The organism is Colwellia sp. BRX8-7 (assembly GCF_014077275.1).
GTDB lineage: Bacteria > Pseudomonadota > Gammaproteobacteria > Enterobacterales > Alteromonadaceae > Colwellia_A.
In genome coordinates this window covers 241,243-265,288 of record NZ_JACGVP010000005.1, presented here as the reverse complement: position 1 = coordinate 265,288, position 24,046 = coordinate 241,243, and the positions used below count along the sequence as shown (strand labels likewise).

Genomic DNA, 24,046 nt, shown 5'->3' with positions numbered 1-24,046 from the left:
TACTCTATTTTTTAAATGACGACAAAAAGACAACGGGTAAGTTAACCCTAACACACCAAACAAGAATCAGTTCATCTGATGTGTTAAAAGGCTCAAACCCATACTATATTTAAATTATGGAACGATATTACTAATGACTAAATTTAATTGCTCTGTAGTCGTTACTGGCACATTGTTAAGTTCAGCTTTGAAATCACCTGATTTAATACCAGCGCCGCCTGAAGCAGAAACGACTGCATAAATGTGTACCACATCGACATCACTCAACTTAGCTTGTGGCGTCATTGCACTTGCATCATTAAGTACTATGGTTATGGGTAAATCACTCGCGACTAATTTAACGGCGGCAAGAGGCATACGCCCCCGAGAAGTATCTGCAGATATAGCATAAATGAAAACCGTTTTATCATCACCCACTGACAGCAAGGTTTGTATTTCATCACTTAATGTAACGTTAACCGTTAGCTTGGGACCAGCAATACTTGGTTCGATTTGACTGTTAGCATCGTCGGTCATATTGGGTTGGGCGATACGCTTTTTCGCTTCATCAATAACTTCAAGCAATGCTTGCTTATTAACATTCTTTTTATCTGAATCAACAACACGTTGCCAATGAGAAATAGCCACTTGATACTTACCAGCAGTAAAACTATGCATACCTAGTAATATATTTGTGGAAGGATCACTCGGGTCTATCGATAAAGCCTGATCAATAAATCCTTGCACCCTTGCATCAATTTGTTGTTCGTTCTTATAGTAAATCGCTTGGGCTTTAGCACCAAACACATCGGCTTGCGGGCCTTCAATGCGTAAGACTTGGTCATAAGCTTTTACTGCACTGTCAAATTCACCGACGGTGACTAAAGATTGACCTAAAGCGTACCAAGCATCTGAGTTATCTGGTTCGGTTTTAGTGACATCCATTAAGCGTTTTAATTGATTAATAGTTTGTTGTTCCGCATTAGCCGATTGCTGCATTGGCTCTTGAGGCGTCATTGTTGTCAGTTTTTCATAAGTGCCTATTTCAGCATATAGATAAAAACTAAAAGCTAAAATAAAAACAGACAAGCCAACAGGCCAAGCCATAGCTAATACTTTCGTTTCTTGTGGCGTTTTATCTGCAAGATCTTGATTTTCCATATCTTGCAATAAAGTATTATCGAGCTCTGTTAGTAAATATTGGTAATTTTCATCATCAATATTATTTTGCTGAAAGTCTTTTTCTATCTCAGCTTTATGTTCGTGGTATAAGCGCACATTAGTTTCGTCACGCTGAGTATCATCAATCGAGATGTTGTTTTGGTGTTGTTTAATAAATGGTGCCCACACTACTGCTAAAATCAGCAATAAAAAGACAATAATGATAAAGATTAATTCCATGAGACAGCCTTATTTATGCTTTAGAATTTGATCAAGCTTATTTTTTTGATCATTGCTTAATGGTTGTTGGGCATTTTTAACTGGCTTTCGACGAAGAATAATAACGACGACTATCACACCAATAAATAATAGCCCTGCAGGGCCGTACCATAGAATATAAGTTAAGCTAGAGACCCTAGGGCGATATAAAACAAACTCACCGTAGCGTGACACCATAAAATCAACAATTTCCATATCAGCCTTACCTTGTTGAAGCATGTCATAAACTTCACGGCGAAGATCTGCGGCAATAGGTGAATTAGAATCAGCCAAATTTTGATTCTGACATTTAGGGCAACGTAATTCTTTATTAAGGGCATTAAAACGAATTTCTGTGACCTTATCTTTAAAGACATAAGTATCAACCGGGCTGGCTAAAACAAATGAACTCAGCAAGGTAACCGTCGTTAAAAATACGGCAACTAACAATTTATTGAACATCATTACTGGCTTCCTTTGCTCGTTGACGAAGCTAAAAATTCTGCTTCTATTTGAGTGATAAGTGGCTCAAATTCGTTTTGCCAAACTTGTGGAGTTAATGGACCCGCATAACGTTTGCGAATAATATTACTGTGATCAACCACAAAAGTTTCTGGTGCTGCGTATACACCTAAATTAACACTTAATTTTCCCTCTTCGTCAAAGGCCGAGAATTGATAAGGATTACCTAACTCGGTTAACCATTTTGCCGCATCAACACGTTGATCATCATAATTTAAACCATAAATAGTAAAACGATTTGTTTTAGACAATTCGTTCAAGTATTCGTGCTCATAACGACACGATGGACACCAAGTTCCCCAAACATTCACCAGTTTTATACCCGGTTTAAAGTCAGCTGTCGTAACAGTTCGATCAGCGTTTAATACCGAGTGTAAACTGAACTCAGGGAAATTTTTGCCAATCAACGCCGAAGGCAGTTCAGTCGGATTAAGCGATAAACCGCGAAATAAAATAGCCCCTAAAGCAATAAACAATATCAGTGGAATTAAACGAATTAACTTACCCATTACGCATTTCCCTGATTATTTGTTGCTAGTTCATCAGCGCTAGCTGTGTTTATTGACTTTTTATTGGTGGTCTTACTGACTTTTTTACGACGGTAGCGCTTGTCTAATATCGCTAAAAACCCACCAAACGACATAAATATTGCCCCCAACCATATCCAACGAACAAAGGGTTTGTAATGAACACGAACTGCCCAAGCATTTCCTTCTAAGGGATCACCTAATGCCACATAAATATCACGGAATAAACCTGGGTCAATACCCGCTTCAGTCATTCCCATGGTCTGTACTAAGTATGTGCGACGTTCAGGTTTCAAAAGCGTAACAAAATCACCATTATTGTACACTTCTATCTGACCTTGTTCGGCACTGTAGTTAGCACCTTTTACTTGCTTAATACCTTTAAAAGCGATTTCATAATCGGTATCAGAAATTTGAACTTTTTCATTAATGTGCATTTTTACGTTAGTTTCACTTTCATAAACAGAGACTATCGTTACACCAACGATAGTGATCGCTATCCCCATGTGAGCACAGGTCATGCCCCACTGGCTTAATGTCAGCTTAGAAAATTTCCCTTTGTCATTACCCGAGTTTATTTGATTCGTTAATTCTTTAAGAACGACCAGAAAAACCCAACAGGCTAAACCTATACCCATACTAACCAAGGGCACAAATTCACCACCGTATAAAAATGGGAAAGCAAGACCAACAATAACGCTGATCACTAGTGGACTCATCATTTGTTTGCGCAATTCACCTTGCTTAGCTTTTTTCCAGCGAATTAACGGACCAATTCCCATGACAACAAAAAGCAAACTCATGATCGGCACAAACACCGCATTGAAATACGGAGGCCCAACAGAAATTTTTCCTAAGCCCATAGAATCAACCAACAACGGATATAAGGTGCCCAATAAAACAGTAACCGTTGCCACAACTAAGATAATATTACAAATAAGCAGTGCCGTTTCACGAGAATACAAGGCAAAACGACTAAACGTTTGCACTGTACTTGCTCTAAAGGCATAAAGTGTTAATGAACCACCGACCGCAATCGCCAGTAATAATAAAATAAATAAACCACGACCAGGGTCTGCGGCAAACGAATGTACAGAAGTGATAACACCTGAACGTACTAAGAAAGTCCCCAACAGGCTTAAACTAAAGGCAAATATTGCTAATAACACGGTCCAATTCCTGAACGTACCACGTTTTTCAGTTACCGCTAATGAATGGATAAGTGCCGTACCAACCAACCATGGCATAAAGGAAGCATTCTCTACTGGATCCCAGAACCACCATCCGCCCCAGCCAAGTTCGTAATAAGCCCACCAACTACCTAAAGCGATACCTAAAGTTAAAAATATCCATGCGGCAACAGTCCAAGGTCTTGCCCATCGAGCCCAAGCAGCATCTAACTTGCCACACATTAACGCAGCAACAGCAAAAGCAAAAGCGACAGAGAAACCGACGTAACCTAAGTAAAGCATCGGCGGGTGAATAATTAAGCCAATATCTTGTAGTAATGGGTTTAAATCGCGACCTTCTGTGGGGACCATCGGCCATAAGCGTTCAAAGGGGTTAGAGGTTAATAACGTAAACAGCATAAAGCCAACAGCTATCATACCCAATACCGCTAATACCCTAGCAATAAAGGCTTCGTCGATGCCTTTACTGAATTTAGCAACGGCGGCAGTCCAAGCAGTGAGTGAAAAAACCCACAACAACAGCGAACCTTCATGCCCACCCCAGACGGCACTTATTTTAAAATAATAAGGTAAAAAAGAATTTGAATGACCTGCAATATATTTGACGGAAAAATCGTCAACGACAAAGCTCCAACCGAGAATAATAAGACTAATGGTAGTAAAGGCAAACATACCGAAGGTTAAGGGTTTAGCATAGCCGACTAATCGCTCTTGATTACTTGCCAATCCTACTAATGGAATAATGCTTAAACATATTGCAAAAGCTAAACCAATTATAAGGGCGAAATGTCCTAACTCAGGGAGCATTACTTCAGGGATCATTACTTTCTCCGATTCAGCGTATTTACTGAATACAAAAATTATCAATTAAAGACACCATTAATATGGCGTTTTAGTGAGTTTGTTGTTCAATTAACGGTAAATAGCAAGTTAAAGAAAAACAATTCAAACTAAAAATTTTGGTAATTCTAGCACTATATGGTGAGTAATTTCATCAATGTAATACGAAAATAAATGATTAATTTTCTCATTGCTAGGGCTAGCCTTTACCGACCGATATAGTATGATAATACCCAACTTGGTATTACGATCTAAATCAACTCTTTATGTAGCAAATTACGTTAATAGTTGTTCCATAAATTTGGTATTTAAATTATTCAAAAAGTGATTCTTTTGGCAAACTCTCAAAATATTCAACCACCGAACGAACGAGCGAATAAACAAGTATTGCTCTGTGCTAACGAATTAACTTGTATTCGTGAAGATAGAATATTATTTGAAGCACTTAATTTTTCAGTATCTAGCGGTGATATTATACAGGTGGAAGGCCCAAATGGATCAGGTAAAACTAGCTTATTACGTATTTTAGCCGGTTTATCTCAACCCTATGACGGTAGCGTGTTATTCCAACAAGAAAATATTGTTGACCATAGCGATACCTTTCATCAAAACTTACTCTATTTAGGACATTTACCGGGCGTCAAAGGTGAAATGACCGCTCAAGAGAATCTAGTGTTTAATCTTGCCTTGCATGGCAATGACATTTCAACAGCAGAAGAAACGTTAGAAAAAGTAAACTTGTTAGGTTTTGAAGATGCCCTTGCCTCACATTTAAGTGCCGGGCAGCATCGGCGTATTGCACTTGCACGTTTATGGCAAAGTACCGCGCCTATTTGGATATTAGACGAACCTTTCACCGCCATCGATAAGCGTGGTGTCAATACATTAGAGCAATTGTTTCTCGCACATGCTCAGCGTGGTGGCTGTGTTATTTTGACCACACACCAAGACTTATCATATCCTGAAGATAAGGTGAAAAAAATCACTTTAGATTACCGATTTTATTAGAGATAATAACATGACAACCGTTCATAATTTATCATATACGTCCGCTTTTAGCTTAATCATCAAAAGAGATCTTACAATTGCCTTTCGTCATCGCGACGATATTATTAATCCACTGTTATTTTTTATTATTGTCGTTACTTTATTTCCACTGGGTATTGGTCCTGAGTCGACAACTTTAGCGCGCATTGCACCGGGAATTATTTGGGTTGCGGCTTTACTTGCGACATTATTATCACTCGACCGCTTATTTAAATCTGATCACGAAGATGGTTCCTTAGAACAAATGATGCTGAGCCCTCATCCCATATTTATATTAGTGCTTGCTAAAATTATTGCACATTGGTTGGTTACTGGCTTACCCCTTATTTTTATTGCGCCGTTACTTGCCGTATTGTTACATTTAGATGAAAATAGCTATGGCGCATTAATGCTAACGTTATTACTCGGTACCCCCGTGCTCAGTTTACTCGGTGCTATTGGTGTTGCGCTAACGGTAGGTATTAAAAAAGGTGGCGTATTACTCAGCTTATTAGTCTTACCGCTGTATATTCCAATATTGATTTTTGCGACAAGTGCCATAGATACTGCGGCAATGAACTTACCTTACAGCGGACAACTTGCTATAATTGCCGCATTGTTTTTTGGCTCGTTAACCTTAGCCCCTTTTGCTGTTAGTGCAGCATTAAAAGTGAGTACTAACTAATGTGGAAATGGCTACATCCTTATGCAAATCCTGAAGTGTCGTATCGCTTTGTCGGTAAACTATTACCTTGGATTGCAAAGATTACGATCACTTTACTCACTATTGGCGTTATCTGGGCGTTAGTTTTTGCGCCAGCTGATTATCAACAAGGTGACAGTTTTAGAATTTTTTATATCCATGTGCCAACAGCTATATTATCAATGAGTATATATTTAGCTATGGCATCAGCGGCTTTTTGTAGTTTAGTCTGGCAGTTCAGGCTGGCTGATGCATCGGCGGCAGCCATGGCACCCGTGGGAGCTGTTATTACCGCTATAGCATTATTTACCGGCGCCGCTTGGGGTAAACCTATGTGGGGAACTTGGTGGATATGGGATGCGCGCTTAACGTCTGAATTAGTGTTACTTTTTCTCTATCTAGGTGTTATTGCTTTACACAATGCCTTTGAGGATAAAAACCTTGCAGGTAAAGCCGCAGGCATTCTATCACTCGTTGGCGTTGTCAATATTCCTATTATTAAGTATTCTGTCGAATGGTGGAATACCCTTCATCAAGGAGCAACCGTAAGTAAAATGAGTGCTCCCTCAATGAGTATGGATATGTTCTGGCCATTTGTTATCTGCTTTTTAGGTATCGCCATGTTGGTAACATTTGTTATTTCTATCCGTTTTCGTACCGAAATATTAGCACGTAATAGTATGCGTCCTTGGGTACGTGAATTGATCACCGCAGAGGGCATTAAATAATGCAGTTTGATAGTATTTCAGCCTTTTTTGATATGGGCGGTTATGCTTTTTTTGTTTGGTTATCTTATGGCGTTAGTGCTTTTTTATTAGCCGCGTTAATTTATAGCAGTCTTAGCAACCATAAAAAGGTTAAACAAAAAATAGCACTTCGTTTACAGCGCGAGAAGAAGTTACGCAAAGCGGCTCAACAAAATTCGGCGCAAGCAGAGCAAACTGATAGCAAGAACGCAGTTTTAAAAAATTTACCCAAAAACTCTAATAAGGTTGTTTCATGAATCCACGTCGTAAGAAACGTTTAACCATCGTTATATCTATTTTAGTCGGCCTAAGTGTCGTTGCTGGATTTGTGCTTTATGCATTAAGTCAAAATATAGATCTTTTCTATAAACCCTCTGAAATATATCAGGGTAAAGATGATACCGGCATAAAACCTATTGACGGCCAACGTCTTCGCATTGGTGGTTTAGTGGTACCTGGAAGTGTTAAGCGTGACCCATCAAGTTTAGACGTGACTTTTGAACTTGTAGATATGAGAATGCCAATAGTTTTTAATGATTCTGACCCTGTCATTAAAGTACATTATGACGGCATACTGCCTGATTTATTTCGTGAAGGCCAAGGTATAGTCGCAAATGGTATGTTAGTTAATGGCAATTTTATTGAAGCCTCTGAAGTATTAGCTAAACATGACGAGAACTACATACCGAAAGAATTAGCTGATGACATGGGTGAAAAGCATCAAAAACCCAGTTACAGTAAAGAACAGTTAGAAAAGAAAACCTACTAGTAAAAAACAAAAACGCTACACCAAGATAAATATTATATTTGTCTTGGTGTAGCGTTTTTTATTGTAAAATTTAAACGATTAATCGTTTAGCTAAGCAACATCATAAGCCGAAATAATACGATCACCGATTTTATTAAGAATGTTAATCTCACCTTCACAAACAGCAATAATCGACTTACCTTTCTTAAAGCTTTCAGGAATAACCACACGCCCTTCTGCAGATTGTAAAAATGATTCAATCTTATGTAAAAGTTCTAGGGAGTCATCACTGTAATAAATCAAGGTTACTATCTTTTCTTGGTAGATTTGCATTATTCACTCTTATTATTGTTGAGTTATAAATTTATCAAGTTAAAGTCACTTATAAACTTTATTGTTCAGCAATGGCTAAAAATAAAAAATCAGTAAACCTTGTATCCAAACAAAGTAACACAGCAAAAAACACAAAGCTAATTATACAATTAAATCAACAAGTTAAGTTAATAATAAGTTAACTCGGAGTTATCTTTAAGCAATTGTTGTATCTTGCTGTAAATTTTAAGTAAAAAAAAACCCTGAGTATAAAACCCAGGGTCGATCAAATTAGATCGTTTAACGCATCCTCAACTAGTGAGATCGGATATCCATGTGGATAAATTTTTTAAAATATTTAGAAACTGTCCAGAGAATCTATATTATTTCCAACTTTTCATTTTATGGCCCTTAAGCGCATAAAATAGAATAAATAAATAACAAGGTAACATCACAATATAACCCCCTTGTTGACCGAGTGATGAACCGCTTGCCAAGCCCCAAAATAGTGGACCAAATGCTCCTCCTGAAATACCCATAACTAATAATGCCGAGCCCACGCTGGTTAATTTCCCCATTCCAGAGAGTGCTAATGGGAAAACAGCAGGCCAAACAATCGCATTAGCTAAACCAAGCAATGCAATAAGCATCAAGGTATCAGGTAGTTCTGCCCCTCCAAAAGGAACAAGAATTATATTAGCGATAGCGTATGAATTATTGTCACCAAAGACCACACCTAAACTTAACACCAACCCCAGCAGGGCTGAAACAGTTAAGGCTTTTTGTTGAGAAATAAAACGAGGAATTAAAAAGATACCTAATATGTAACCTACCACCATACATATCATAGTGTATGAGGTCATTATGCTGTAATTTTCAACACCTAGAGACAAGGCAAACGTACCTATTGTGTCGCCGGCTATTACTTCAACCGCAACGTAGAAAAAGATAGTTAATACACCTAATGCTAGATTGGGGTGAGATAATGCTTCTTTAATATGTCCTTTGCTATTTGCTCCTTCTTCCTCATCTTCACTGGGTAATTCTGGAAGTGATGATTTTTTCACAGCAAAACCGAGTAAACCAATGAAAATCGCCATACCTAAATAAGGAAGTACCAACGAGTTAGCCATCTCATCAATACTGGCTTGGGTTAGTACTTCGGTTGAATGACCTTCAAAGCCACTCAAAATTAAGGCGGTAAAGACTAAAGGCGCAATAACACCGGCACCTTTGTTTAAAATTCCCATAACACTAATACGTGCTGCAGCAGATTCTTCAGGTCCTAAACGGACAACATAAGGATTAACAGCTGTTTGTAATAAAGTAATTCCCGAGCCCATCACTAACTGAGCAAACAAAAACAAAGCAAAAATTTGGGTTTGAGCAGCAGGAATAAATAATAAGCCAGCTACCATCATGGTGGCCATTCCCAAAGCCATACCATTTTTATAGCCTACTTTACGAATAATCGTTGCTGACGGCAGTGCAGTAAAAGTAACGGCAATGTAAAAAGAGAATAATATTAGTGATGCTTGAAATGGTGTCAGCTGGAGTATTTGTTTAAGGTAGGGCATTAATGACCCATTAAGCCATGTCGCAAAGCCTAGTATAAAAAAGAGTACCGCGACAATTGCCATCGGAAGTGCATTACTTTTTGGTTTATCACTTGTTATTATCTGTTCCATATATTCCTCAATATTTATCTTGTTATTATTGTTTTATGATAGGTTAAGTTAGTTAGTTTCTATAAATAGCTTGCCCAGAGATCCATGTCGATTTCACGGTAAAATTATCGTTAAGCTCAACAAAGTCAGCTTGACTACCTATTGTTAAACTGCCACGAATATCACTTTGCTTAATATAATTGGCCGGGTATTTTGAGGCCATTCTAAGCGCTTCATCTAAAGGTAACCTCAGGCCTAAATGAGTATTAGCTACTGCTTGCGCCATATTCAGCACCGACCCTGCCAACTCCCCTGTTGTTGACGTTAACTTGCCATTGTTAAGCCGCACTTTTTTACCAACTAAAGTAAACTCAACATCGCTTGTACCTACCGGTGGCATTGCATCAGTTACTAAGAAAACCCTTCCTGCAGGTTTAGTTTTCAGCGCTAATTTACAGCTCTCGTAATTAACATGATGACCATCAACAATTAAGCCACAACTTGCTTGATCGTTGAGCAAAGCACACCCCGTTACACCCGGCTCTCTGCCCTGTATTGCCGACATAGCATTATACAAATGAGTAAATCCGTCAGCACCCGCTTCTAACGCTTTTTGTGCGGTGTTAAAATCAGCATTGGTGTGGCCTAAACACACCTTAATACCCAACGAAACCATGCGAGCAATGTCATCAACATTTACCGTTTCAGGGGCAAGTGTCACCAGTATTTGCCCAATATCTTTACGTTCAAGCACTTGCCACTCTTGTGGTGAAATGGCGCGAATGTGCTCTTCGATATGTGCCCCTTTTTTAGCAACAGATAAATGTGGGCCTTCAAAGTGAATACCAATAATACCAGGTGTTTTTTCTGCCATTGCTTCTGCCATTGCTTCTGCAGCCTGTTGCATCACTGATATTTTATCGGTTATAAGGGTAGGTAACATCGCTGTAGTACCAAACTTGGCATGAGCGGCCATGATAGTTTTAATGTTTTTTAATGATGGTGAGTCGTTAAATAGTGCACCTCCACCTCCGTTGACCTGTAGATCAATAAAGCCTGGGACCACTAAACCATCAAGCACATCATCAACGTCAGAGATATTATTATCAAATGCTGTGATTTTTCCATCGGTGATCGTTAACACTTGATGGTCAATAAAATTTTGCCCATCAAATAATTTTTTAACGTAAAGACGAAATATAGTCATAGCAATGCTTGTTCCTTAAATTCTATCAATTAATTGGCTAGGTTTTACTGTAAAGCAAGTTGTTGTTTAGCGTAAATTACTGAACCAACTTCTGGTGGATGCTTTGGCTCGATCAGTTGTCGTTTAATATCTTTATCTAACCAAGGCTTTATTCTTGGTGTTAAGCCACCAATTAATGCAATGGCAGGTGGATTTTGCTTTAATAACTGCCTGGCCACATGGCTAATATATTCAGCGCCTTGTGCAACAATATCTAACGCAATTTTGTCACCTTCTTCTGCAGAGTCAAAAACCAAATTAGCCATACGGGCATAAAAAGCGGCTGGCTTACCAGCAATCACTTCGACTAATTCAACATCATCTTTGACATTTAATAACGCTAATACTTTGTCATTAATGGATGAATGAGGAATTAATCCATCGAGTGATAACAAAGATTGTTTTGCTGCCTGTAACCCAAACCATGCACCGCTACCTTTATCCCCATGAGGAAAACCATGAGCGCCAACAATATAAGGATGGCCATCAACATATGAAAAGCCACATGAACCAGTCCCCGTTATCATCACTGCACCGTCTTTACCATCGTGAGCTCCAAGACAAGCAATAAGTAAATCAGTGGCAAGATACATCTTTTTAAACGGATGCTGCCAGTTTGACATTTGCTCAAATAAAACCGGTAAATTCACCCCAGCAAGACCAACACCGGCAATTATATTACCGAGCTCACTTTCATCAATTCCGGCATTTTTAAGTGCTAATTTAGCCGACTCAGCAATTGAATTTATAGCTTGTTCATAACCGTGCAACGGGTTAGCAGGCCCCGCAATGCCAGTACCTAATATTTTATTATCATTCGACATTAGGATAGCTTTACATTTGCTGCCACCGCCATCTATGCCTAAGAATATTTCGTTGTTGCCGCTGCTGCTCAGCATGTTGACCTCATGTCTCTATATTTATTATTTTAATCACAATGCTTAATAAACAGCCAGTGTCTAAAATGTAATCTGATTTTATCTTAACGACAAATGACAGCGTTGTCATTTGTTTTTTTAATAAAAATGCTTTTTTTATTTTTCTATTACAAAATAAATAATGAATAGTCTGATTAAGCGGGCTTTATTAACTAGCCCGCCAAGAGCGTAAACCATAAATTAGTGGTTATTAATCGTTACTGCCCGACCTTTACGTTGTCCATCAAAGCTAATGCTGCGAACGTTTACTGTGCCCTCGATAGCTACTGGCCCTTGGTAACGAGTCCAATTGCCCGCCGATACTTGATACTCAATAGCGATACCAGGAAAAGCAATATTGGCATAAAGTTTCCCTTCTTTTACGATGGCACCTACGGTAGGTAATCGATAAAAAATGTTATCATTTTCTAATTTAATTAAGGCTTTTTGACCGATAGTATTCGCAAATAATTGCCACTGTTGATCGCGCAGGGCTTTTTTCTCTGCAGTAAAAAATTTAGTTGCCTGACTGTATTTAGCCCCCTGATAATTATAAGGAACTGCCCAATCAGCTAAGTGCCATGCACGCTCGGCTAAAGCAAACAGTCGTGGAAATAATTTATATTGCGCCGTATGGTCAGTACGAGTATTTTCACTCCATAACTGCCCTTGGATACCGAGGAAACGATTACCTAACTTCATCGGGGTTTGGCTATCATCGGCTTGATAAGGATTGTCTTGACGGTCCAACCAAAACTCCGCATGAATAGGTAAATTGTCGGGTATGAATTGAAAGACTTTTTCGGTGTTAGTGTGGCGAGAGGCCCAATAATAACCATGTTCTTTGGGATCAGCTTCATAAGGGAAATCAAAATAAAGTACATCGGGTGATGACAGCACAACTTGCCAATCTCTATTGACTAATTGATGGGTTTTGTTATGACCTCCCCACGCTAACGTATCCCAAGCGTTCGACTGAACAATAGCCGGCATATTTTCTTTACGGGTATGCTCCATACCATCGCTCCAACCTGCGGTTTCTATGTCTAATGCGGATAAAACACCAGCAACACGCTCAATAAAATAAGCACCAAGTTCACTCATTTTTTTAACACCTTTATCGTTATTGGCAATAAAGTCTTTACAGGCTTGAGACTCTATCCAAGCGCCCGCAGTTTCATCTGCGCCAATGTGATAACGCGTTAACGGTTGACCACCATCAGCATGAATTTTCTTAACTTGAGTCATCACTTCAGTCACAAAGTCGTAAGAAGACTCTAAGCAAACGTTGATGGTATTATCATTGTAAAATTGCACGGATGAATAGACCGTTGGGTCATTAGCATCATGGAGGATAAACTGTTTTGCTTTGTCATCTTGCTCAGCTATAGCGTATTTCTTGGTACGCGCTGCCATCGCTTTAATTGCGGCACGCGAATGCCCGGGCATATCTAAAGAGGGGATCACTTGAATATGGCGAGCCGTTGCTGCTTGTAATATCTCTTGATAGTCAGCCACAGAATAATAACCATTGACTTCACTTTTAGGGTCAATACCCGCGCCCAGTTGTGGTAATAAACAATTTTTATCGTTTAAATCAAAACAGCGCCTGCTACTCACTTCGGTTAACTCGGGGAGCGAGGGGATTTCTAATCGCCAGCCTTCATCATCACCTAAGTGTAAATGTAGCTTATTAAGTTTATAAGCTGCCATTTGATCAAGCAGGGTTAAAATAAAGGTCTTATCGTGAAAGTTACGCGCAACATCAATTAACAAACCGCGAAACTCATAATGAGGTTCATCATTAACCGTTAACACAGGTACTTGCGTTGAACCTAAGGTGATTAAGCTTGATAGTGATTGCAAGCCATTAAAAACACCAGCGCCGTCAACACCTGTGATCTTAATATCTGTTGTGGTGATGTCTAATTGGTAACTGCCAATCATTTTGCTGTTGTCTTCAAGCAGTCTTAACGTGACAGGCTTGCCTTGAGTATTATTAGCAATACCTAAGGTGTCTAAGCGAGTAATGGCTACGATAACATCATCTTTGTCGACATTACCATAATCAAGATTAATACCAGAAGTAAGACTAAGCTGAGCATTATTCTTACTATAAATAACCGACTTCGGCGTAGGTATAATCACCTTGCTCACATCGAGCTTTTGCTCACCTAATTGAGTATTTCTTTGATATAAACTTGCCGCATCAAGCCACTGAGTAGAATCTTGGGCGGTGCGTTTAAACTGCTTTTCAACATCAGTGAACGGCACCACATAAGGCAGTACTTCTAATCCTGTTTCACTGTTTGAATATGGCTTGGTACTGGCTATAACGCGTGGCTGTAAATTATTTGCACTGACAATGTAGTTAGGTAAAGCATCTGTTTCAGACAACGACCAAAACATAGCTCTAAACAATAAGGTTTTGGTTTCACCTGCAGTAAAGCCTTTAAACTTATCATTCAACGATATTTTATGTAAATCGCCATTAATATGAACAACAGAAAATTCATCACTTTCAAAAGATTGAATAGGCGCAATTTGGCTAAAGTGAATATGCCAATCTTTACTAGTTATAGATTGAGTCGCAGTGAAACTTAGCTCAACTTCAAAGCAATTACCGTCGGCGATATTTATATCACACTTATCACTGGGTATATTGGTCAATACTTTATACTTAACATTGAGCGTTTCAGCGATCTTGTCGATATCAATTTGAGTCGCGCTTACTGGGCTGTTATGTGTTGTTATTACAGGTAAAGCATCGGTCATTGAATCCGGTTTCGGTCCACAAGCGATTAATGTCGAGGTTGCAGTAATTAACAGTGCTAGAAGTTTTCTATTCATTATTTATAAGACTCACATGCTGTTGACGTTTGGTGTGAAAAATAATTTTCAACTTTGGATAGGCTTACAATCTCTTATTTTGACAGCGCTGTCAAAACAAATGTACTACAAAATATAATAGTTAGGAAAATCGACAATATTTTTGTTATAAATATTGTAGGATACCAATTAGCTTTGATTTAATATTTTGTTAGCCCCGACTTTAGAGAATTATTTTATGAACAGTAAACAACAACCAATATTTATTCATATTCCCAAAACAGGTGGCACCAGTATTAATTGTGTGATGAAAGGTACAGAGTGGCAAACACCACTTGACTATCACTACCGTCATTTAGATTTCGACACAAAAACATCTACTTGTGGTGATATTTTTGATAATAAAAATAATAAAACCTATCAAGAAGAATTTATTTTTATGATGCTTAGACACCCAGTTGACAGACTGATATCTGAGTATTATTACATTAGAAATAACCATGAATTCATGGACTTCCTAACGACTAAACCTGATAGTTTTTCAGCCTATGTAGACAACGTTCAAACCTCGAATTACATGCTTAAATTTCTTGATGGGCAAAGGATCTATTCTGAAAGTCAATTAACAGAAAAGAGAGCATTAGAGATTATTGAGTCAATTGATATTTTAGATATTCATGTTGGGATTTTTGAAGAGTATGACCGCTCTTTAAGTTACTTTAGCGAAGTAGGTGATTTTGATTGGCCAGAGACAATTGATGTAAAACGAGCAACGATTAATCGTCCAACTGTTAAGCAAATTCCATCAGAGGTTTTAGAAAAAATACTGACTGCCAACAAGCTTGATATTCAACTATATCTGCATTGTAAAGCTAAACTCATAGAGCGAACTCAAAAACTCGCTATTAATAAAATTAAATACCAAGGTGGGAAGTTAGACTTTGTCATTCCCTACACGATGTGGAATTGCATCTTAGATATCGAACTAACGAACAATACCTTCATTGAAGAAAACAAAAAATTCTTTGTGACGCTTAATACTTATCTACATAAAACAACCGGTTCAGGCAGAGAATACGCTAAAAACTGGATGAAACTATTTAAAAAATCTGTCGCGTTGTATTTCAAAGCAACAAAGTTTGCCAAACAAATTAAGCAAATTAAGAAGCCTTCCCCTATCGACGAAATAATCGCTGTGGCAAGAGCTATTGATGAAGCGACAATAAAGCCGTCAATGGGTTTAGATATTGGGAAACCACGTATAAAATTGTCACTAACACCTTTAATGGGTGAAGCATTGCAACAAGATGATGTGATCAAAAAAGGGATAATCAAATGGTAATCCCTTTTTGATCATCCCTAAACGTTTATCACTTTATTGCTAACTTAAATTTTTTGTAGCCCATGTAGCTTTATTGTTTCAATAAACTCACGGTGATTTGGTAAGCTACTTTTAATTTTATCGAGCATTTTCAAGTTTTGCTGAAAGTGCTTTTTAGCCAGCATATCATTATTATATAAATAGTCTTGTTTGCTTAAGTCACTTTTGAAATTCAAGCCATATAAAACATATTGAATACTCGCAATTGGGAAAACATCAAACTGAGCATCAGTATCATTAATATGAGGTGGATGATATTTCCACAACGCTAATAAATCTTGTAAACGATCTGACATTGATTCTTTTTGAATATTATCAAGCCAATATGCTTCATCTGTTCTTTCTGAAAGCACATAGTGCAGTTTCAAAAAGTCTATTATTGCTTCCCACTTTTTAATAAAGCCATTATTAAATTGCTTAGCAATAATTTCCATACTATTAAAGTCAGTCGGTAGCCGTTCACTTATCCACTCGACAGAATTATCGACCAAGATTAATGCTGAAGCTTCTAAGGGCTCTAAGAATCCAGCTGACAAACCAATAGCGACACAGTTTTTATGCCAAAATTTTTCTCGATATCCTGAAGTAAAAGGGATTTTTCTAAAATCCATCCCTTCTGCTTTAGGACCAATATGCTCTGCAAAGGTTTTAATCGCGTCTTCATGGCTCGTATGGTCACTTGAATATACATATCCCATACCTTTACGACTACTTAAGCCAATATCCCAAGTCCAGCCAGCGGTTTGTCCTGTTGCGATTGTATGACAAGCAATATCTTCACCTTCGTCATAAGGTATTTGCGTTGCGATTGCAAAATCATTAAACAAATACTTTTTAGCCGAGATAAAGGGCACTTTCATTGTTTTATCAATCAATATTGCGGCAAATCCTGAACAATCTACAAATAAATCACCATTGATTCGTCCACTTTTTTCACAGCCCAGATATTCAATGTAACCATTATCATCTAAATTCACGTCAATAACTTTATCAACCACATGGTTAACGCCCATCTCAATGGCTTTTTCTTTAATAAGATCAGCCACTTTTTTTGCATCAAAATGATAAGCGTAATTCAGTATCGATTGATATTCAGGAGTTACTATTTTTTTAGGGGCAAGTCCCGCTTCACATATCTGGTCTTGGAAATCTACTGCTTCAGCAAATCGACCATATTGTTGTTGGTTTTCTTTCTTCTGCCAATAGGCAGCCATATCAAACTGGCCATAACCACTGGGTACATTGAATGGATGATAATAAAATTCTTTTTTATCATTCAGGCGCCAGCTAACAAATTTAGCGCCTTGTTTGAAAGTAGCGTCACATCGTCTAATTAATTCAGTTTCAGAAATACCAATAGTGCGCAATGTTTTCCGCATTGTTGGAAAAGTACCTTCACCAACGCCTATTGTAGATATTTGGTCTGATTCAATTAATGTGATGCTAACATTCGAATTTTTACCACTACAATGCTGTTTGGCTAACATTGCTGCAGATATCCAACCGGCTGTGCCGCCACCAACAATGACTATGTTTTTTATCGCTTTATTCATTCATAATTCCTTCAGAGTATATTCGCCTGATATTCGCCTGATATTCGCCTGACACTCATTTATTAACGCCATACTACTTATTTAACAATTTATTTAAGTTGTCCTATTAACCACTTCTTTACCCCTTTTTTGGTTTGCTCATCTAGAGGCTCTAAAATCCCTCTAATTTCTTTGGGGATATGCTCATACTTTTCGTGTTGATCTGAGAAGATGAAATAATCAAATAAAGCTTTCCAAGTATTCTTTTGTACTAAAGGTAAATCACGAATAGAAAGCATTGCCATTAATATCGTATCAGCAGGAACAGGTTTAGTTTTGCCATTAATAGAACCACCTTCCCAATAATTCACTAATACATTGACGCCTCCCTTAGCCCGAACATGATGCCACCAAAGGATCGGAATATAGATAGCGTCACCCGGTTCAAGCTCGGCAACAAGTGCATTATCAAGAGCTTGATGAAATTTAGGATACTTCTCAAAGTCAGGTTCATTAAAGTCAACTAAACTCAACTGAGCCCCTGCGGGGGTAAAATCCATAGGACCTACATAAAGATTTTCGATTTGCTCTGGAGGAAATAAGGTAAAGGTTCGTTGTCCACTTACAACACAAGCAATATTTTCTGAATCATCATAATGAGCAGATACAACGGCGTCGTTACCAATCCAAATTCTCGGTGGGACACTTTTATCAAAAAATTGAAAAGGATTATTCTTTTCAAATTCAGGAAAATAATCAGCAACTGGCGCACTTTGTAAGGCAAGAGTGTCCGCTTTGTTATCTTTACTATTGGCTAATACATCACGGAAAAAGGTATCTAGTGGACCAACTTCTCTTTTGAAATTAAAATCAGTCATTTCTTTGTTATAAAAGAATCGTCCTTTTTCTTCTGGTGGTATCCGTGCAAATTGGATATCACCACCTATATATAAATCAGAAAAATATTGATATAAACCTTCAACACTCTGTTTCGCCTGCTTTACAGCAGGCCAATCATTTACTAGCCCCTTTAAAATTGCAGGTTGATGTAAGGGGAGTATCTCTTCTTTAAATACCTCAGGCGTTACATTATGCCAACAAGCAATTCCTTTTAGGGCTCTTTTATACATATGTACTCTCTTACTCTGGGGTAAAATTAGACTTTAACTGTAACAAACGATCAAATTGACTAAGGGATGCTAAATGAGCATAAATTGCTGCAAAATATTTACGCTTGTAAAGTGTTAATACTAAATCATCTGAAAGTTCGTTTAGTGCTTCTTCATCAACTTTATAAAGCCCGTTAAGCTGTCGTTCTCCTTCTTCACCTAGGGTAAGTGTTACCTCTGCTGGTTGTAATAAGTCATTTTCAACTAAGAAGGTAATAAAAATATCCGTTGCTGCATCTTTCGCTAAAATGTCAGTAAGCATATTTGTAACTTGCTGAGTTGCTTCTGAAGGCTTGCCATCTTCATCAAAAATTTGAACACCTTCTTTTTCATTCAAAAGTGCACTGTTCTCATCGATACATAAGATCATTTCACTTTCATCCACTACTTTTCCACCTGCAGCAAAAGGATAACGCCTAATATTTACGGGAATATAGTTGCTACGCACTTTATTATTAGCAAAAACTAAGTTTTCTTCGGCATCAAGACCTAACAAACCAACACTTTTGAATTTTCCTGTTTCTTGTTGTTTAACAAAAATAATAGGGAAATTTGTTGATGCGGGTATAAACTCAGAAGCGAGTAAAGGCGTCATATTTTGATTACTAACGTGTGCATAGTTACGGTCAACATTTATACGTAAGTTTTTATGTTTAACGGAATCTAGTGGAATCATATTTATTGTTGTCATTGTTAAATCCTCTTAAATTTCTGTTGAGGTATAAGCAAAAAAATACCTTATATTTTGCTTATGCCATATTTTTTTATTTTATTAATAATATCTCGATGCGACGTTAAGCTTTTCTGGGCTTGCAAAGCATGTTGTTTAATTCTATTTATAGCTTTGTTTGCTTGGTCAATATGAGGATAACGTTCACTTATTTGGCTAAGATCTGTCATAAAATCCATACCATAAAGTACGTACTGGTAATTCTCTAATTGAAACACTTCATATTTACTCGAAAAATCTGATTGGGTGGGTAAGTTAAATCGCCAATATTCCAGCTTTTCTAATAAACTATCAGGTGCTGTTTTGGGGTTAACATTATCTAACCAAAACTCGTTATCGCGTCGTTTACTTAAAAAGTAATGTAATTTAATAAAATCGATGACTTTATCCCATGCTGTCCGACTAATATCATTAAATGATTTTTCAGCATAGACCATTCCATGGGTAGTTGTTGGGAGTTTCTCGGCGAGTAACTTGGCTGTAGCTTCTACAATAAGTAATGCCGTTGCTTCTAAAGGCTCAACAAAACCTGCAGAAAGACCTATCGCTACACAGTTTTTGTGCCAAAATTTTTCTCGGTACCCTACTTCCATAGGTATGCGTCTGGCTGATAAATCAGCAGACTCATCACCGATATAATTTCTTAAAATTTCTTCTGCTCTATCATGGGATGTGTGATTTGAAGAATAAACATAACCGACACCTCTTCTTTTCGAAAGCCCTATATCCCATGTCCAACCAGCTTCATGAGCTGTTGAAATGGTATAAGGTGGAATTTCTTTTTCTTCATCAGCATACGGAACTTGCATAGCAAGCGCATTATCAACAAGTAACTGATGAGCTTTACTGACAAAACTAACCTTTAATGCTTGCCCCATTAAACGACTAGAGAAACCTGAGCAATCAACAAAAAAGTCTGCATCTACTGTTTGACTATCTTTTGCTCTTAGTTTTTCGATACTTCCGTCAGGGAATAAAACAACCTCCTCAATAGTCAATATTCGATGATTAATGCCTAAATTTTTACAACCATGTTTCGCTAGGAATTTTGAAAATTTCCCTGCATCTAAGTGATAAGCATAGTCTAATGTACCAGCATACTCTTTGTCGGTAATGCGTTTTGGACTTAAATGTAAATCGCATATCGTTTCTTGAAAGCTGACATGACTTGCATAGCTATCATTTCCTTTATTTAATAACCAATAAGGCGTGAGATCGAAGCCAGGAATTTGAGGGTAATTAAATAAATGGTGATAACTGTGGTGATGTCCTGATTTCGGCGTATGTAGCCAATCTACAAACTTAATTGACTGCTTAAACGTAACATCACATTCTTGAATGAATTCAGTTTCATTAACTCCAATCATTCTCAATGTCTGACGCATGGTGGGCACTGTACCTTCACCTACGCCAACAGGTGGTATATCAGCAGACTCAATAAGGGTAATAGTTGTTGTTACATCATTCGCATTATTTAATTGTTTCGCAAGTATACAAGCAGTTAACCAACCAGCTGTTCCTCCGCCTACGATCGCAATATTTTTTATTGGTGAATTCATGCAACTCTCTGAATCTGATTAAAATTAAATATGTAATATTTATAAGATATTCACTAGAAAAAAAAAGCCGAGCCTAAGCTCGACTTACTTGTCATGTCAATGTTAACTCAATAATTAGAAGTTAAGACGTACACCAGCAACAAAGCGACGACCGTTCGAATATAGTGATACTAAACGTGCTTTATCAACATTGTATTCAAAGATTTCTTCATCACCAAGGTTAACAGCTTCAAGCGTAAATGTTACGTTTTCACTGAAGTTCCAGTTTGCACTTGCATCCCACTGACCAAAGTCATCGTTATAAACTTCAATACCTGAGAAGTTAATTCCTTTGTACCATGCACTACGATAGTTATACATGATGCGAGCACCAAAAGTATCATTTTCATAGTATGCAGTTAGGTTCAATGAATTTTCAGATGTACCTTCAATTAAACCAGAACCAAGGTTAGCTTCATCACGCTCTTCATCTGCGTCTGAATTTGTATAAGTGTAGTTAATACTTGCACCGTAGCCACCGAAGTCATGCTGAAGACTTAATTCTACACCGTCTAATAATCCACCAAAACCATTACCCGGTTGAGTGAAATCAACATCAACAAACTGATTTTCTCTCTCAAAAAATCTAGGTTGAGTATCGATAGTGCTAGTACGTAATGTATTAAGATCTTTCACAAAGTATGCTGCAGAAAATAAAGATGCGTCTGCATAGTAATACTCATAAGAGATATCAAATTGGTTTGCGATGGTAGGTCTTAATTGAGGGTTACCACGAGTACCTGTATTTTGAGCCGTTGTTGATAACGCCCCCATAGATTCATTACCTGAAATATCCTGCCAGTTTTGACGAGACATTACACGTGCAGCACCAATACGTAAGATTTGATCTTCAGCAAGGTCCAAAGCGATATTAAAGCTAGGTAAGAACTCAGCATAATCATTATCTTGACTTACCCACTCAATACTAGAAGGGTTTAACCAGCTACCATTTTTAGTACGTAAACCTGAAGAATCATTTGAATATTCATAACCTGAAGATGTCTGCTCAGTAGAAACGTAACGAAGACCTACATTACCGCGGAAACCATCACCAGAAAAATCACCTTGAACATATAAGGCAGTTATATCTTCTTCAACCGACCAAACTTCACCTAAACCTTCATGGTTAGCATATCTAGCATCTGGACCAAAAGCCAATGCTTCCATAACAGAACGATTTTGTACAATTTGATTGGCAATGTTACCACCCGCTGCCGTGTCAACATTTACACTACCTAATGCATCTAAATCACAATCAGCCATTGTTGGACAACTAGCAAAGATAGATTGCATTGTACCATTCCAATCTGAATTAGGATCTGTTGCTTGAGTTGCATGCCAACTATATACTTCACGATCTTGTGAACGTTCAGCGTCTCTTGATTTAACACCGAATTTAACTGTAGAGAATGCACCTATGTTAACAGGCACCTCAAGATCTAGCTGAACCCATGATTCTTTATCTTCAGCGGGCTTAGCACCACCCCAAATCCAACCAGCTGCAAATTCAGAACCGTCAGAAGGATCCACACCAAAGTTAACTGTTGGCTTACCTGTTAGGTCATAATCATAACCTGCTTCTACTGCACTGTATTCCCAAGATGTTTCACGTATCGTTCCGCCTTCACCTTTTGTAGTACCAATTTCAAAGTTAAGAGTATAATCGTCTGTTTCATAATCGATATCTAAATGGTATTGCTCTGTTTCAGTGCTTGAAACACGGTTGATCATATTATAAGACGCTTGCCCTAAAGGATCTGATGTCGCTAAAATAGCGCCATCTTTTACTTTAGTAGCATTGGCAATAGCTGTCGCTCTATTTCTTGCTGGGAAATTAAGCAAGTTAGCATTTTGGTTATCGACATCCATTTTAGATTGAAGTGCATTAAATGTAACTAACAATTCATCACTTGGAGCGTATTGTAACGTAGCAAATACTGTTGAACGTTCACGGTCTTGAAGGAAACGTGGAGCACCTAAATTACCAGGAACAATAAAGTCATCATCGGGTGATGTTTGCCAGCCTAAAACTTCAAAGCCTTGGCGTTCAAGTGTACGGTCTTGTTTTACAGCAGAGACCATAAAACCGAAATTTTCGTCTTCATTTTTCCAAGAATACATCGCAGAAGCTAGCGGATCCGTTTTTTCTGATACATCAGAGTATTGTGCTTCTAACCCAATGCTAACACTGTTAGCATCCATTTCTAGTGGACGTCGTGTATTTAAAACAACAGTACCACCTATTGAACCTTCATCCATTGATGCTGTAGCTGATTTGTGAACCTCTAATCCTTTCACAATTACAGATGGCAACATGGTGTAGTTAAAACTACGGTTAGCTTCATCAAGAATAAACCAATCAGCAGAACCCACTGTTTGACCGTTTAATAATGTACGGTTATATTTTGGACCAGCACCACGGATTGAAATTTTCTCACCTTCACCAAACTCACGACTAACAGCAACACCTGTAATACGTGATAACGACTCAGCAACGTTTTTGTCTGGAAATTTACCGATATCTTCTGCAGTAATAACATCTACAACGCTATCAGCGAAGCGTTTGGCATTGATATTTTCTTTCAAAGAACCACGAATACCGCGAACTTCAATTACTTCAGTTTCTTGCTCGGCAGCTTTAACTTCTTCAGCAGCCATTGCGAATGGTGTAGCACCGCCCGCTAGCACTAGAGCGATTGAACTCGCTAACATGCCTTTTTTAAATTTTTGAATTGACATCGACTTTCCCTTACACACGTTTTTTTTAAATATAATAGTTATGTTTTTATAACCCTATCAAAGACAGCGCTGTCTTTTTAATTCATGACAGCGTTGTCATAGGTCGGGTAAAACATTACACAATAAATGACCATCTGGCTACACTTGATTACGATTTAATCAGCACCTTTAATGCAACGAACTGTAAACAATAGAGTTTTATTTTAGTTTTTTTGTAAACACCCTG

At 37.9% G+C, this 24,046-nt stretch carries 20 protein-coding genes; 6 read left to right on the top strand and 14 right to left on the bottom strand.

Features of this window, described 5'->3' with window-relative positions; translation table 11 throughout:
* Window positions 1-114: 114 nt before the first annotated feature.
* Genes ccmI through H4J57_RS07175 form a run of 4 tightly spaced genes read right to left on the bottom strand, consistent with a single transcriptional unit; the run spans window position 115 to window position 4,444 of the window.
* Window positions 115-1,380, bottom strand: coding sequence for a c-type cytochrome biogenesis protein CcmI (ccmI, locus tag H4J57_RS07190; protein ID WP_182242363.1), 1,266 nt, complete (start codon window positions 1,378-1,380; stop codon window positions 115-117).
* 9 nt (window positions 1,381-1,389) lie between these two features.
* Window positions 1,390-1,860, bottom strand: coding sequence for a cytochrome c-type biogenesis protein (locus H4J57_RS07185; RefSeq protein ID WP_182242384.1), 471 nt, complete (start codon window positions 1,858-1,860; stop codon window positions 1,390-1,392).
* A 2-nt stretch (window positions 1,861-1,862) separates the two neighbouring features.
* Window positions 1,863-2,429 (bottom strand): DsbE family thiol:disulfide interchange protein, encoded by a 567-nt coding sequence (locus H4J57_RS07180; RefSeq protein WP_182242362.1) that lies wholly within the window; start codon window positions 2,427-2,429, stop codon window positions 1,863-1,865.
* On the bottom strand, window positions 2,429-4,444 hold the full coding sequence (locus H4J57_RS07175; protein ID WP_182242383.1) for a heme lyase CcmF/NrfE family subunit: 2,016 nt from the start codon (window positions 4,442-4,444) through the stop codon (window positions 2,429-2,431). Before H4J57_RS07175 ends, H4J57_RS07180 begins: the two co-directional genes overlap by 1 nt.
* Window positions 4,445-4,810: 366 nt before the next feature.
* On the opposite strand from H4J57_RS07175, the gene ccmA reads away from it, so the two are divergent.
* The 5 genes from ccmA to ccmE are packed head-to-tail and all read left to right on the top strand — an operon-like array spanning window position 4,811 to window position 7,721.
* Window positions 4,811-5,485: a cytochrome c biogenesis heme-transporting ATPase CcmA gene (gene ccmA, locus H4J57_RS07170; RefSeq protein ID WP_259366814.1), complete on the top strand. Its 675-nt coding sequence runs from the start codon at window positions 4,811-4,813 to the stop codon at window positions 5,483-5,485.
* Window positions 5,486-5,495: 10 nt separating this feature from the next.
* Window positions 5,496-6,188 (top strand): heme exporter protein CcmB, encoded by a 693-nt coding sequence (ccmB, locus tag H4J57_RS07165; RefSeq protein ID WP_182172592.1) that lies wholly within the window; start codon window positions 5,496-5,498, stop codon window positions 6,186-6,188.
* Window positions 6,188-6,934, top strand: a complete 747-nt coding sequence (locus tag H4J57_RS07160; protein WP_182221797.1) for a heme ABC transporter permease — start codon at window positions 6,188-6,190, stop codon at window positions 6,932-6,934. The genes ccmB and H4J57_RS07160 overlap by 1 nt, the downstream gene beginning before the upstream one ends.
* Window positions 6,934-7,209 carry a heme exporter protein CcmD gene (ccmD, locus tag H4J57_RS07155; RefSeq protein WP_182242361.1) on the top strand — a complete coding sequence of 92 codons (276 nt, stop codon included), beginning with the start codon at window positions 6,934-6,936 and terminating at the stop codon, window positions 7,207-7,209. Before H4J57_RS07160 ends, ccmD begins: the two co-directional genes overlap by 1 nt.
* Window positions 7,206-7,721, top strand: coding sequence for a cytochrome c maturation protein CcmE (ccmE, locus tag H4J57_RS07150; protein ID WP_070375826.1), 516 nt, complete (start codon window positions 7,206-7,208; stop codon window positions 7,719-7,721). Before ccmD ends, ccmE begins: the two co-directional genes overlap by 4 nt.
* Window positions 7,722-7,811: 90 nt before the next feature.
* On the opposite strand, the gene H4J57_RS07145 is transcribed toward ccmE, so the two are convergent.
* The 5 genes from H4J57_RS07145 to H4J57_RS07125 form a co-directional block, all read right to left on the bottom strand.
* Window positions 7,812-8,033, bottom strand: a complete 222-nt coding sequence (locus H4J57_RS07145) for a TIGR02922 family protein (RefSeq protein WP_070375825.1) — start codon at window positions 8,031-8,033, stop codon at window positions 7,812-7,814.
* Between the two features lie 362 nt (window positions 8,034-8,395).
* On the bottom strand, window positions 8,396-9,688 hold the full coding sequence (gene nagP, locus H4J57_RS07140) for an N-acetylglucosamine MFS transporter NagP (RefSeq protein WP_070377171.1): 1,293 nt from the start codon (window positions 9,686-9,688) through the stop codon (window positions 8,396-8,398).
* Window positions 9,689-9,752: 64 nt separating this feature from the next.
* Complete coding sequence (nagA, locus tag H4J57_RS07135) at window positions 9,753-10,886, bottom strand: N-acetylglucosamine-6-phosphate deacetylase (RefSeq protein ID WP_182242360.1); 1,134 nt, start codon at window positions 10,884-10,886, stop codon at window positions 9,753-9,755.
* A gap of 44 nt (window positions 10,887-10,930) precedes the next feature.
* The gene (gene nagK / locus H4J57_RS07130) at window positions 10,931-11,824 is read right to left on the bottom strand and encodes an N-acetylglucosamine kinase (protein ID WP_182213608.1); all 894 of its coding nucleotides are present in this window, start codon (window positions 11,822-11,824) and stop codon (window positions 10,931-10,933) included.
* Between the two features lie 219 nt (window positions 11,825-12,043).
* Window positions 12,044-14,692, bottom strand: coding sequence for a family 20 glycosylhydrolase (locus tag H4J57_RS07125; protein WP_182242359.1), 2,649 nt, complete (start codon window positions 14,690-14,692; stop codon window positions 12,044-12,046).
* A 217-nt stretch (window positions 14,693-14,909) separates the two neighbouring features.
* Here H4J57_RS07125 and H4J57_RS07120 point away from each other — a divergent pair, with 217 nt between their 5' ends.
* Window positions 14,910-16,013, top strand: a complete 1,104-nt coding sequence (locus H4J57_RS07120) for a sulfotransferase family 2 domain-containing protein (protein ID WP_182242358.1) — start codon at window positions 14,910-14,912, stop codon at window positions 16,011-16,013.
* A gap of 44 nt (window positions 16,014-16,057) precedes the next feature.
* On the opposite strand, the gene H4J57_RS07115 is transcribed toward H4J57_RS07120, so the two are convergent.
* From H4J57_RS07115 to H4J57_RS07095, 5 genes are all read right to left on the bottom strand, one after another.
* A complete protein-coding gene (locus tag H4J57_RS07115; protein ID WP_182242357.1) occupies window positions 16,058-17,605 on the bottom strand; it encodes a tryptophan halogenase family protein in 1,548 nt (515 codons plus the stop codon).
* 89 nt (window positions 17,606-17,694) lie between these two features.
* Entirely contained in the window at window positions 17,695-18,714 is a 1,020-nt protein-coding gene (locus tag H4J57_RS07110; RefSeq protein WP_182242356.1) for a cupin-like domain-containing protein, read from the bottom strand.
* A 10-nt stretch (window positions 18,715-18,724) separates the two neighbouring features.
* The gene (locus tag H4J57_RS07105) at window positions 18,725-19,444 is read right to left on the bottom strand and encodes a SapC family protein (protein WP_182242355.1); all 720 of its coding nucleotides are present in this window, start codon (window positions 19,442-19,444) and stop codon (window positions 18,725-18,727) included.
* A gap of 47 nt (window positions 19,445-19,491) precedes the next feature.
* Complete coding sequence (locus H4J57_RS07100; protein ID WP_182242354.1) at window positions 19,492-21,042, bottom strand: tryptophan halogenase family protein; 1,551 nt, start codon at window positions 21,040-21,042, stop codon at window positions 19,492-19,494.
* 114 nt (window positions 21,043-21,156) lie between these two features.
* Window positions 21,157-23,820, bottom strand: coding sequence for a TonB-dependent receptor (locus tag H4J57_RS07095; RefSeq protein WP_182242353.1), 2,664 nt, complete (start codon window positions 23,818-23,820; stop codon window positions 21,157-21,159).
* Window positions 23,821-24,046 lie beyond the last annotated feature (226 nt).

Excerpts from the sequence above, each read along its gene's own strand:
- ccmI (WP_182242363.1), bottom strand. The coding sequence starts at position 1,380 with ATGGAATTAATCTTTATCATTATTGTCTTTTTATTGCTGATTTTAGCA.
- H4J57_RS07185 (WP_182242384.1), bottom strand. The coding sequence starts at position 1,860 with ATGTTCAATAAATTGTTAGTTGCCGTATTTTTAACGACGGTTACCTTG.
- H4J57_RS07180 (WP_182242362.1), bottom strand. The coding sequence starts at position 2,429 with ATGGGTAAGTTAATTCGTTTAATTCCACTGATATTGTTTATTGCTTTA.
- H4J57_RS07175 (WP_182242383.1), bottom strand. The coding sequence starts at position 4,444 with ATGCTCCCTGAGTTAGGACATTTCGCCCTTATAATTGGTTTAGCTTTT.
- ccmB (WP_182172592.1), top strand. The coding sequence starts at position 5,496 with ATGACAACCGTTCATAATTTATCATATACGTCCGCTTTTAGCTTAATC.
- H4J57_RS07160 (WP_182221797.1), top strand. The coding sequence starts at position 6,188 with ATGTGGAAATGGCTACATCCTTATGCAAATCCTGAAGTGTCGTATCGC.
- ccmD (WP_182242361.1), top strand. The coding sequence starts at position 6,934 with ATGCAGTTTGATAGTATTTCAGCCTTTTTTGATATGGGCGGTTATGCT.
- ccmE (WP_070375826.1), top strand. The coding sequence starts at position 7,206 with ATGAATCCACGTCGTAAGAAACGTTTAACCATCGTTATATCTATTTTA.
- H4J57_RS07145 (WP_070375825.1), bottom strand. The coding sequence starts at position 8,033 with ATGCAAATCTACCAAGAAAAGATAGTAACCTTGATTTATTACAGTGAT.
- nagA (WP_182242360.1), bottom strand. The coding sequence starts at position 10,886 with ATGACTATATTTCGTCTTTACGTTAAAAAATTATTTGATGGGCAAAAT.
- nagK (WP_182213608.1), bottom strand. The coding sequence starts at position 11,824 with ATGCTGAGCAGCAGCGGCAACAACGAAATATTCTTAGGCATAGATGGC.
- H4J57_RS07125 (WP_182242359.1), bottom strand. The coding sequence starts at position 14,692 with ATGAATAGAAAACTTCTAGCACTGTTAATTACTGCAACCTCGACATTA.
- H4J57_RS07120 (WP_182242358.1), top strand. The coding sequence starts at position 14,910 with ATGAACAGTAAACAACAACCAATATTTATTCATATTCCCAAAACAGGT.
- H4J57_RS07115 (WP_182242357.1), bottom strand. The coding sequence starts at position 17,605 with ATGAATAAAGCGATAAAAAACATAGTCATTGTTGGTGGCGGCACAGCC.
- H4J57_RS07110 (WP_182242356.1), bottom strand. The coding sequence starts at position 18,714 with ATGTATAAAAGAGCCCTAAAAGGAATTGCTTGTTGGCATAATGTAACG.
- H4J57_RS07105 (WP_182242355.1), bottom strand. The coding sequence starts at position 19,444 with ATGACAACAATAAATATGATTCCACTAGATTCCGTTAAACATAAAAAC.
- H4J57_RS07100 (WP_182242354.1), bottom strand. The coding sequence starts at position 21,042 with ATGAATTCACCAATAAAAAATATTGCGATCGTAGGCGGAGGAACAGCT.
- H4J57_RS07095 (WP_182242353.1), bottom strand. The coding sequence starts at position 23,820 with ATGTCAATTCAAAAATTTAAAAAAGGCATGTTAGCGAGTTCAATCGCT.